The following is a 12,741-nucleotide window of genomic DNA, read 5'->3' on the forward strand; positions in this document are numbered from 1 at the left end:
CGAGGACGCGCGGCGGGCCGATTCGCAGCGCCGGCAGCGGCTCCGGATCCGGGAGCATGTCGAGGCCATCGTCGCCGATCTGGGCATGGGATGGTCGCACGCCGGGTTCGAACATGTCCGGGACCTGATGCGCGCGGATCCGAGGCCACTGCCCTCGCGTCCGCTGGACGACGCGCGGAAGGTGGTCGAGAGTTCGCGTGCGGACCTCAGCCAGCGAGACTTCTCCCCTGATGAGGTGGCCCCGGTCGCGGCCTACCTCGCACTGCGGTTCGGCGCCGCTTTCGATGCCGCGCGCGTCGTCCAGGGGATGGCACGCGCTCCTTTGTGGACGTGGGGCCGGGTCGTGCTCAGGTCTCAGACCGCCGGAGAGGTGCTCAAGCGTCCCGGCGTCGACCGGCTACGGATGGAAGCCGTCGCGGCCGAAATCCTGCTGTATCACTTCAGCCCGCTGAAGCTGGAGAAGGACAAGCTGAACCTCGCGCTTCCGGTCATGCTCGCGGGCGAGTTGGCGGACGGGGATTTCATCCAGAACCTCACGCCGGTCTGGGATCGGGCGGCGGAGGTTTCCCGGTTCCTCGACGGCGGCTGGAACGAAGCCCTGTTCGACGAGGCCCTGAGCGAGGCGGAGGACATCCACGACCCGGAACTGCGGGCCCGGATCGACCAGGCCGTGGCCGCCAACGTCGATTTCGCCGAGCTGCGGAACAAGGACATCACGCCCGCGCAGGTCGCCAAGGTCATCGCCCTGTTCCCGGCAGGCCGGTTACTGCCGCACGCCGCGGCCCGTGCGATCTTCCGGGGGTTGAGTGCCGAACCGGCGTCTCGCACGCCGCTCAGTCTCGGCGACATCGACCTCGTATCCGTCCGCGGCATGCCCGGCGCCGCACCGGAAACGGCCACGCCCGCGGTCACCGCACCCGCGACGACCCCGACGGCGACCACACCCGCCTCCACGCCAAGATCCACGCCCGAACCGTCCCTTATGGACGAGCTCGACGATCTCCTCCTGGACACCCCGCTCTCCACACCGGGGCCGAGCCGGCCGGGGACGCCCGCGCCATCGGTGGTGGACGCGAGCGAGAGCACGTCCGCGGATCCGGTCATGAAGGCATGGCGGAGTTCGCGCCTCCAGAAACGGTACTTGGTCGCCAAAGAGCGGGTGGACGAACTGGAGGAGACCGACTACCCGACCTTCCTGCGGCTGTCGACCTTCGTGAAGGCCGTGATCGCGGTCACGCACGATACGGAAAAACTCGGGGAGGATCTGAGGCAGAGGCTCGAATACGTCCTGATACGTCATGCGAACCGGGCAACCCCGGACCTGGTCTGGTCGGTGTTCACGCTGTCCCAGGTCGCGGCGTCGAACCTCGGCACGACGACGAAGAGTCCCTGGTTACCCATCCTGCTCCGAACCGCCAATGAGCACCGGCCCGACCTCCTGGTTCCGGCCTTGTTGAACGCAGAGTTGACCCGGGACCGTCTGGTGGTCGAGTCCGAGTTCGCCCGGGGCGGCCTGCCGGAACTGGCGGAGGACAACGCCGCGACGGTGGCGCCGTGGACACCGGCGATCGACCGGTTCCATCATCGGGGCACGCTCGTGAACGACAATCTGACCGAGTACGTCACCGATATGGTCGCCTTCACCGCGCTCGTCACTCCGGGCACTGACGCGGAGAGGATCGAGGCCGCGGAGGCGATGTCGTTCATCCTCATGCGGAAACTCGGAACGGGGTGGACCCGCGGCCGGTTCCGTGGCGCTCTGGCGTATGCACCGCTTCTCACCGAGATCAGCGACGACCTCGTCGGACGCGCACGCACCGCGGTGGCGGCCAACCGGGCCATGCTGGACCGGCTGGGCCTCGCCGAGGAGGACGTGGTCCGGGTCGCGGCGGGGGCCGAGCTGAGGCCGGGCTGGGGCACCGTCGAAGACACCGTGCACGCGCTCACCCGGATTTCACTGTGGACGGACGACCGCGTGGTCACCTACGGCGCCCGGGCGTCGGAAAGCCTGGACCCGGAGCTGTTCGAGCAATTCCGTGAACCGGCACTGCAAATCGTCCTGCGCCACGCCGCCGGGCCAGAACTGGATCGAACGGAAGGCTTGCGAGATGGGCTGATCGCACTGGCCGTCGAGGCACTGGCCGCTCCGGGACCGCTCGGGAGGAGGACCGCCGAGGCACGCACCCTGGTCGCCGAGATCTCCCGGGAGCTGCAACTGGGGTGGACGGAGGAGAACTTCGACCGGGCCGTGGACGAAGCACTGGCTGCCGGTGAAGCACCCGAAGAAATCGTGAACCGGGCGCGGGCCGCGGTGCGCAATCGCCACGACCGGGACAAGTTCACCGGCCGTGATTACAGCGGGGCGGCGGTCGCCGAGGTCGTCACGCTCGCCGTGCGCAGGGCCGGTGGCGCCTCGGTCGAGGACAGCGTCGCCTACGCGCTCGCGCGCGGCCTGCGCACCGGAGTCGCCCCAGGCCGGAACCTGGAGACACCGGAGGACATCGACGACTACGCCGATGCCTTGCGCGCTGACCCGGCGACGGCCGGTGTGATCCGCGACCGGCGCCTCATCGGCGCCGGTTTGGCGGCCGTCGAGGCGAAGACCGCGATCGCCGACCTGCCTTCCTCTGTCGTCGACAATCTCACGATCATCGCCGCTGCCACCGCGAACAGCGGGAACAGGACCCTCACGGAAAGCCTCGCGGCAAAGATGGCCGCGGTCGAGCGTGCGCCGCGGGATGAGGAAGAGGAGGAAGAGACCGGCCTCCAGGGTGGAAATCCGGACTGGGACGAGCGATCGAGTGACGACGCGGATGCGCCGATGGCCGGGGAATCGCCGGCCGGAGAAGCATTCCTGGGCAGGATGATGTCGCCCGACGACGACGTTCCGGTTCACGGGTTCGCACCCGTGCTCGGGAACATGCGCGGGATCCACGAAGTCCTGGCGTACCGGAACAAAATCGCCGACTATTGGGCGCAACGTCTCGATACCCAGCGGGGACAGTTCCCCGCCGATCCTCCGGAGTGGTTCGGCCAGGGTAACGCGGTGGCGCGGCTGCTCTCCCGGCTCCAGCGCGGAGGCGCGGGATCGACCGCGGTCGTGTTCGACGTCTCGAGCAACGGGCAGGTCGGACGTACCTGGCTGCTGACCCTCGGCGAAGACGACGCCGAGTTTTTCGACGATCCCGCGGGGATCATGAACGCCGCCCCCACCCCAGGCGGGCACAGCCCCGGCATGACGCAGAAGGACTTCACCGTCACGGGGCATTTGTGGGCGATCCCGATGACGCTGTCCGGTTCGTACATCGGCCGCTCTTTCCCGCACGAGAACGACGCGATGGCGTTGGTCGAAAACGCCACACTGGGGATCGCTCCGGCCGAACGAGTGTCCATTGCGGACTCGGTTCGCGATGCGGACGACTTCGAGACGAAACTCGCCCAGCAGGCCAGGTACCACCGGGCAGACGAGCCTCAGGACGAGTCCGACGAGTCCGCCGCGCGCATCGCGCATGACGCGCGTACCGATCTTCACGCGCTGGGCCCGGATTCGGCCTTCCGAGGGCCGCAGGCCACCGCACCCGGAGAGGGCGGCCCGGCCGACGCCGAACGCTGGATCTCGACGGTCGACCCGCGTGAGAAGGCGTCCGTGCTGTTGATCGGCTACACCGGCGATGTGCGGGCCCGTGGCCGTACGTGGCTGATGACGCGTAACCCGGACGGCATGATCGAGATCGACGGTGTCCTCAAGGCGGTCGACGACCCGTGGTCGGATTTCAACGGGTACCAAAGGATTCTGGCGATTCCGGTCCGGGGCGTGAATAGGCACGGTGTGCTCAGCGAGCCGTTCCCGAACCGGATGCGGCAGTTGCGCGCGGAATCGGGGGGAAATCCGGTTCCGCACCCTGCCCTGCTCCACCGGCTGCCGGATGTGCTGCATCTCGACCGTGCCTTCGACCGGCATCTCCGGCGCAACGGACACGCCGCCCGGACGAACGCGTTCGTCGCGGTCCCGGTCGGCACCGGTCACGCTGGGATGGGCCGGGTCCTGCGGCACGTCGCGCTCGCCGAGGGCGGCGGGGATGCCGTCGTGGCGGTCTATTCCCGGCAGACCGGCCTCGGCCGTGCCTTCAACGTGGCCCAGGTCAACGGTGAAGCGGTCGTGCAGCACCCGGTCACCGGCGAACCGATACCGGACTGGCATCTCCGGATCGGCGAAAACGACGAGGTGTTCGCACTTCCCGCACCGGGTGACCCGACGCGGCTTTCCCAGCTGCCGCAAGCCGACCCGAGTCAGAGCCTGGCCGCGCAGACCACCGCGATCTTCGGTCTCGACAACGACATCACGGCGATGCTCGAGGGGAGCACGTGGACCGCGTCGGCTCACACCACGGCGACCGCGCGGGAAGAGATCACCGATGTCCGGCACCTGCCGAGGGCGCTGGACCGGGTGGAGAATTTCCACGGCCCTCGCGCCTTCGGGCCATTGCCGTTCTTCCCGGAGGTACTCGTCCACCACACCGACGTGCCGGGCGCGCTCGAGGGAAGACTGGAGGCCGGAGGCGTTCCGGCTTCCGTCGTGGTCATGGGCCGTCGCGACGGCGAGTATCGCGTGTGGACGATGCTGCGGGATGCCCGGTCGACCGAACTCTATTTCGAGGACGGCACCGAGACCGGCCGCCTCGTTCCGGAGGACAACTGGGCGGGCGAATTCGCCGATGTCACCGGCACCGTGTGGATATCGGCGAATGCCACGGACGGCAGGCTGATCGACGACGGGTTCCCGTTCGCGGACGCGGCCGCGAAGCAGAGCATGGCACACCCACCGGGCGTCGAATTCGCTCGCGGCGAATACCTCGACGAGATCACCGATGTCGGCGGTATCGAGATCGCCCTGGGCGGCAGGAACAATACCGAACCCTTCCACGTGCCGCGGTTCGCCGGGTTCGGCCAGGAGGCGCTGGAAAATGTCATCGAGCTGGTGGCCGCGCAAGCGGATCCGATCGAATCGGCGGTGCAGCGGGCCATCGGCCTGGTGGGCGAGCAACCGCAGGAGATCACGGCGGCGGTGCGGTATGTCGTCGAGCTGGCCGCCGCGCGAGGGGCCGCCATCGCGGAGGCACTGCAGCAGGTCGTCGACACCCTGGATCCGGAAGAGCTGGAGATCGTACAGGCGCTGCACCAGGTCGCGGGCGTGGTGGGTGCGCTGCCGCTGGTGACCGTCGAGACGCTGCGGCAGGTCGTGAACCTGGTTGCCGCGGCGCCGCCGGCGTTCGTGGAAGCGTTGGGGACCGCCATCGAATCGGTGGCGGCGCAACCCGGTGGGGCCGCGCAGGCGTGGCAACCGGTCATGGAAATGCTGAGCGGGCAGCCGCCGCATTTCACGGACGCGCAGGGGGCCGTCGCCATCATGGCCGCGCAACCCGGGTTCACGCCGGCGATGGGCAATATCATCGGGCTGGCTTCGAGGTCGGCCACCGCAGGGGCGCTGCGGCACGTTTTGGACTTGGTGGCCGGGCAACCTCCCGCGACCGCGCAGGCGTTGCAGCACGTCATCACCCTGGTGCCGTTGCTACCGGAGGACACCGCCAACGAACTGCGGAACACCATCGGCCTGGCCGCGCGACCGCTGCCCGTGACCGCGGAGGTGATCACCTACCCGGTATGGGGAGCGCGGGGCCGTGCCTACCGGCTGGTCAACCGCGGTCGCGGCCGGGTCGAAATGTTCGACGGCAAGAACACTGCGACCTGGGCACGTGCCGACGCGATCAGAGACCTCGGCCGGGTGTACGCGACGGTGCGGGACATCTCCGGCAAAGAGGTACCTTTCGCGTCCGGGTCGGTGAACTCGATCGACGCGCTCCTGGACGTGATGCCAGGTTCGCCGCCGGTCTCGATGCGATCGCTCACGAGGTGGATCACCGGCTTCGATCGCGCGTCCATCGAGATGGCGTTTCGTACGATGGTCAACGAAGTGCCCGCGTTCATGGAGCCGTGGCGGGACAACGAATGGATGAGGGAAAACCTGTGGTCACCGGACAACGCGGTCGATCCGATGGAAAACACGATGGTTCGTCCCCCAAGAAGGCTGGGCGATCCGGCATTCGCTGCCATGCTGACCCGCTCGATGCTGCGTACCGGCGGTCGGGGGTCGGCGGCGGTCCTGTTCGGCCACCGGCCCGACGCGACAGGGCCGGTGTACTCCGTTTGGTTTGCCTGGCCTCGGCCCGAAGCACCGCAGATCATCGACTTCTACGAGGTCGACCAGACCGGCCTGCATTATCGCCCGGAAATCGACCAGGGCTTGTCCACTGTCTATGGGGTGTTCGCCGGGCCGAGCGGCCTGCCCTTGGTGCCGTCGGCGGAGGACGCTTCGCCGTTGCCGGTGGGCGGCCCGTCTCCGCTGCCGGTCGGCCGTCCCTCGCCGTTGCCCGCCACCGGTCATTCACCGTTGCCCGCTGCCGGTCTTTCACCGCTGCCGGTCACGACGGGCCGCAGCCCGCGGTCCGGCGCCCGGGACCGGGAGCGTTCCGACGCGGTGGCGGTACTGGGTTCCCTGCTGTCCGATGTGGACTGGGTGGCGATCGCGGACGCCGAGCGGAGCCTCGAACTGGGGGCGATGACCGGGGTCCGCGACCTGGAAGAGTTGATCGCGGACGCGCCGTCCACGATCCAGGCCAGGCTGAGAGCCGAAATTCCGGAGGTGTACTCCGCCGGGACCCGGTCGGATGAGGACGGCCTGCCGAAGCCGGTTGCCAAGGTGCTCACCGAACACCCCGATTCCTGGGCTGTGCTGATCGCCGACGGCGAGGTGTTCCGGGCACACAGCGACGAGGACGGGGTCCGGCTGCGGGATTCGGATGGGGACGTCGTCGATAGCGTTCCGGCGGGCGCGGTCCATGCGGTGACCTACCTCGCGAACGAAGGCTTCGTGGGACGCCGGCGCGGGGGCGCGGATCGTGTCGCGGCCTTGCTGACGGGGCTGCCTGGCGCACCACTGGCGAAAACGGGGCTTCTGGCCACGGTGGACGACATACCGGGCTTGGCCGACGTGCTGGCACCGCTTACCGAGGTGTACCAACCGGAATCGTTCGGCCGCGGGCTCCGCGGCCTGGCCGCGCTGGTGACCCGGCTGGCGAAGGGCGACGCCGGGTCGTCCAGCGTGATGATGGGGTATCTGCGCGACGGCACTGGCGTGGTGATGAAGCTGGAGGTCTACGCCGTTCAGGACGGCGGAAAGCGGGTCCGGATCACCGGCCTGCAGACCGGCCGGCAGGCGGCCGACCCGGCGGTGCTGGCCGAACTGGGCGAAGTCTACGGGATTCCGATGACGCCGGATGGTCGGTTCATCAACAGCCGGTTCCCGATCGTCGACGACACCGACGCGGTGATCGACCGGTACGGGCCGGGGACGCGGTTGCCGGAGAACGCCGACCTCACGACGCTGATTCGCGATGTGCCGAACCTGGGGGAGATCCGGGCACGATCCGCACAGGTGTTCGCCTTCGTGACGCGGGACGCCCCCGCGCCCTTCGCCGACTATGCTCCGGTGGCCCTCGGCAACGCGCACGAGGCTTCCGCCGAGCTGCGGGAGCGTCTGCAGAACCAGACCACCGCGATCGTCACCATGCTCACCTACCGGCGCGGCGAGCCGGGGCAGGCGTGGACGCTGACCTGGGACCGCGACACCCTGCTGATGGTGGACGAGCACGGCACCCTCACCGACCTGCCGCCCGAGTTCAGCACCTTCGACCGTTACTACGCGATCCCGTACGCCGTCGACGGCCGGTTTGTCAACAGCACATTCCCGTACGAAAACGGCGTCGAAAACCTGCTGAACGAAATGCGCCGGCAGGGCACCGACGTGGCCGGAAGAACGGTGCCGGTGTCCGAGGCCGCCGACTGGATTCTCGATATCGAGAATGGGGGGCAGGCGCTCGGCAGGGTCTCCCACCCCGGACCATCCGGGGAGGTGCTCACCTACGCGCCGGAGCGGGTCGCTTCGGGACTGGGCAGTCGTGCGAGGGTCGGGCGCGAAATCCGGGAGCGGTTCGAGGGGGCCGGATCCGGCGCACGGATCACGCTGATCCACTATCCGGGCGGTGACCGGACGGGCAGCACGTGGCACGTCACACCGGAGTCTATTGTGGACGATCAAACCGGCGAGGAGGTCGAACCCGCGGACCTGCCCGAGGGCGGCACCTACTATCTGGTCGCGGTGACCGGGGATGGCCAATGGCTACCGCCCAAGCCCGACATCGAGGTCGTGCTCGGCCGGTACGTGCCGGGCACGCGGCTGCCCGACGAGGTGGACCTCGCGGCGCTCCTGCCCGATGTGCCGAACTTCCCTGAGGTCCAGCAACGGCTTGCGACGTTGTACTCGAGGCTCAACCATCCTGAGGGCGCTCCATCGCGGTTGCCCACCTACGTGCCGGTCGGCCTCGGCACGGCGTCCGAAGCGGCGAACGAGTTGAACGCCCGGTTGGACGGCGAAGCGGGCGTTGTCATCACCATGCTCACCTACCGTCGCGGGGAAGGCCGGGCGTGGGCGCTGCTCTGGGATGTCGACAACACGATGTTGCTGATCGACGACGACGGTGACCTGGTCGATCTGCCGCCCGAGTTCAGTCAGTACGAGCGGTACTACGCGAGTGCGGTCGCCGATGACGGCCGGTACATCAATCGCGCGTACCCGCATGAGAACGGTATCGAGACGCTGCACCACGCGATGCGTAACCAGCGCCCTGGTGCGGAAGCGGCGCCGGATGACGTTGCCGGACGAGCGGTCCGGGTTTCCGTCGCCGAAGAGTGGATCGTTGATATCGATCCCGCGCCGGCCGCGCTCGCCAAGGTTTCCTATCCGACGGCGACCGGGCAGCGGATGACCTACGTGCCCGAGCGGGCGGCGACCGGACCGGGGAGCCGGGACGAGGCTTTCCGCAGTATCGGCAACAGGTTCGAGGGAGAGGACCACCCACGGGCGGCGTTGTTCCACTATCCGGGCGGGGACCGTCCGGGGCGTGTCTGGTCCATCACCAAAGAGTCCATTGTGGACGAGGAAACCGGTGAATCGGCCCGTCGCGTGGACCTGCCGGAGGACGGCACGTTCTATGTCATCGCAGTGTCGGCGAACGGGCGGCGGTGGCTGGCGGACACGGCCGAGGACTCGACAACGGAGAGTTCCAGCCCCGCCTCCGAGGAATCCGGCGCGGCCGGTCCCTCGCGCGACCCGGGCCCGGCCGGTCTGCCGCACAGACCGGGTCCGGCCGATCCGCCGCGTAACCCGGTTGTCTACCTGGCGGAAATACCGTCGTCGATCAACAAGCTGGTGGACGAGGTCGCCGGGATGGCCGAGCGCCGGGAAAGTGTCCGGGCACCCGGCGATTCGATGCGATCCCTCATCCCGCGCCTCGCGCTCGAGATAGGGCCCGATTTCAAGCCGTCCCCGGAAGTGAGCCGTTCGGCGGATCGCGTCATCGAGCGCGCCACCCACCGGATCGCGAACGACCGGGACGTCGACCTCGTCGTGGGCGAGAACATGGGCCAGGCTGTCCACCGGATCGTCACGTACACCTTGGCCGGCGAGTTGCGGAAGGGTAGCGAAGCCGACGCCGAAAGGCACGCCGAGGGCGTGGCGTACAACATGCTGGATGGCCTGGCCGACAGCGCGTCCAGCCGGAAATCCTCGAGCGAGCCAGACAGCGACGCGGGCGGCCGGGGCGATCACGCGGACGACGCGATGGACGTCGACCGGCAGGAGTCGTCGCCCGAACGATCCTCCGAGGCATCCTCGTCCGAATCCGCGGACGAGGAGATGCCGGACGCGGGAAGGCCTGACGACGAACCGGAGTCTTCGGAGTCTTCCGAGTCTTCGGAATCCTCGAAGTCGTGGGATTCCCCCGATTCGGAGTCGGTCTCGGAGCTGGAAGAAGAGCCTGAGGCCGAACCGGCACCACCACCTCGTGCGTCCGTGCCCGTGCGCGGCCTCGCCGAAACCCTCGCGCGCCAGCAGGAAATTCTCGACCAGCGCGCGGGTCAGGCGGCGTCCGGTGGCCAACCTGGCGACGGCAGGTCCCCCGACGTCCTGCGGTCGCGGTGGGAATCGTTCGGGAGCGGCCGCAAAGCGCGGCGAATCCTCCGGAGACGGCTCATGGCAGGCGGTGCGGGGTCGGTCGCGCGCGTGATCGACTACCCGGCGGACGGCGGCGAGGCGCGGTCCTACCTGATGACCGTCAACGACGCCGACGAGGTCGTCACCGAGGACCCCGCTCGCGTCCTGGCCGGAAGTGACGGCAAGGTCGGTGAGCTGCACGCGATCCCGATCGACCCGCACGGCGACTACCTCGGCTCCGGCTACCCGGCGGAAAACGACGCGCTGGCCCTGCGGAGCCGGATAGCCCGCGGCGATCTCGTCGAGCCAGAGTCCATTGTGGACATCGTGCGCGACGTCGATCTGGACGGAGTGATCGAAGCGCAGATTCGGTTCCACGGTCAAAACCCCGGTTATGACGTCGGCCCGGATTCGGCCTTCCACGGCCTTCAAGAGGTTCGCCGTGGTCAACGGGGTATCAGCGACATCAGGCGGTGGTTCCGCGCGGACAACGACGACAAGTCGGTCGTGGTGGTCCTGTATTCCACACGGCGCCCGGCGCGGGGTCACCCCTATCTCATCGAGCGCGAGGACGGCTGGTTTAACATCCACGACGGTGTCACCGGCGCGGGTCTCGGCACCTTTCCCCGCGCGAGCAAAGGCCAGCGGATCTTCGTGATGCCGGTCGGTGCCGACGGGAACCACACCAGCCTGCTCCCGTTCCGGAACCGGGCGGACGAAATGTTCGCCACCCGCACCGATCCGACGGTCACCCGGACCGAGTTGAACGACCTGCTCGTCGATGTCGTCGGCCTGGACAGTGCTCCCGCCATTGTCCGGACCGGGGACGGCGAATCCGGTGAGCACGACCGGTTCAAGATCGTCCCGCTGGGCGCGGGCCCGCTCGCGGTGAGCATGGCCCGGCATTACCTGGCCTCGAACGACACCGGCACCGATACGGACACCGACGACGGGGACCGCGATCATGACGGTGAAGCCACGCTGCTGGTCTATCCGGAGGGGGGCGGTCCTGGTGTCGTGTGGAGCATGCGCCAGGAAGACGACGATGTGGTCGTCACGAACCAGGCAACCGGAAGGGAGATCTATTCCCCGCGGACTTCGATCGGACGGCAGGACATGGTCTACGCGGTGGCGCGGATCGGCGACGCGGCGAAGATCAGCACGATTCGAACCACCCGTGACGGACCCGTCGCCCTGACCGGGGACGCCCAGTGGCGACCGTTGTCCCATTACGCCGAGGCCGTCGATCTGCTGGAACAAAAGACCGGTTTCACTTCGCGGCTCAAAGAGGGGAACACGGAGCTGCGGGGGTTCGCCGCGGAACCGTTCGATCCCGGGTCCAAGGGGCTCGAGGACATCGCCGACCGGCTCAGGAAGGGTGGCAGGAAGGCCGCCGCGCTCGTGATCGAGCATCCGGACGACGACTACGAGGGCCGCGTTTTCGTCATGACCCTCGTGGACGGCCGTCCCGACTACGAAGACCCCGCAGGCGCGCTCTGGGGCAAGCCGATTTCCGGCAAGCTGTTCGCGGTAGCGGTCGATGGCAATGGCGACTACATTTCCTCCGTCTATCCCGAGCGGAACGCCGCGGCGGCCCTCCTGGCGGCGCAGGCACAGGGCCTGCACCGGGGGCTGAACGTGTCCATTGTGGATGCTCTGGACAAGGTCGAAGGGCTTCCCCAAGGGCTGGAGCTGCAGTCGGCCTTCCACGATGGCGAGCTGAGCTACGTCCTCGGTCCGGATTTCCCCGGCGTGCAGCACGCCGGCCAGGGGGAGAAGGGCGCCACGCGCATTCGCTCCTGGCTGGAAGAGGTCGACGAAGACGTTTCGGTGGTGGTGATCGGGTTCCGTCCGGCACAGCCGTGGCACGGCCTCAGTTGGTTCTTGAAGCGCCAGAACGACGTCCTGTCACTGACCCACTTGGCCACCGGTGAGGTGCTGGAGAGCATCTCCCTCGACGATCTCGTTGCCACACTGAGCGAAGAGGGCGATCTGTTCGCGATCCCGGTTGCCGCCGACGGGTCGCACACCTCCCTCCACTATCCGGGCGAGAGCGCGCTGGACACGCTGATTGCGGAGTTGGCTACCGGCGGGCAACCGCAGGTCCCCGGGTTGCCAGGGGTGAACGCGGACACGCTGGTCGAGCGGTTGCCCGACGTCGTCGGATTGCCCAAGGCGCTGGAGATCCACCGGCTCCGGGACCCGGAGAGCGCACGGATCGACCGGTTCCATCCCCAGGAGATCGGGCTCGGTCCCGGCGGGATGCGGCGGGTCATGGCGCACATCGCGCTCGCCCGCGTTCCCGCGGACGTGATGGTGGTCGTTCGTCCCGCCGACGGGGGTCCGCTCACGGCGTTCAACGTGTACCGCCAGAACACCAAGGTGATGATGGTGAATCAGGCCACCCGCTCCGAGGTGACCGATCTGGCGGAGCACATCGGCGAAGAGGACAAGGTGTTCGTGCTGCCGCGCACGGACGATGCGGCGAACTTCAGCAAGCTGTCGACCGCGACGGGCGCGACGCACCGCGACAAGCTGAAGGCGATCTTCGACTACACCACCGATACGGCGCTGATGGCGGCCCTGCGGCACTGGGGCGAAATCCCTCTGGTGGAACGGTCCGCGGTGCCGGA

1 protein-coding gene (cut by both window edges) is annotated in these 12,741 nt (G+C 68.3%); it reads left to right on the forward strand.

The whole window is internal to a WXG100-like domain-containing protein gene (locus ACFSXZ_RS09595) on the forward strand: the coding sequence, 47,109 nt in all, runs 16,130 nt past the left edge and 18,238 nt past the right edge, and what appears here is coding positions 16,131-28,871, spanning codon 5,377 (partial) through codon 9,624 (partial); the first complete codon in view begins at position 2. Both the start codon and the stop codon lie outside the window.

The sequence above is a fragment of the Amycolatopsis pigmentata genome, from assembly GCF_042684065.1.
Lineage (GTDB): Bacteria > Actinomycetota > Actinomycetes > Mycobacteriales > Pseudonocardiaceae > Amycolatopsis_E > Amycolatopsis_E pigmentata.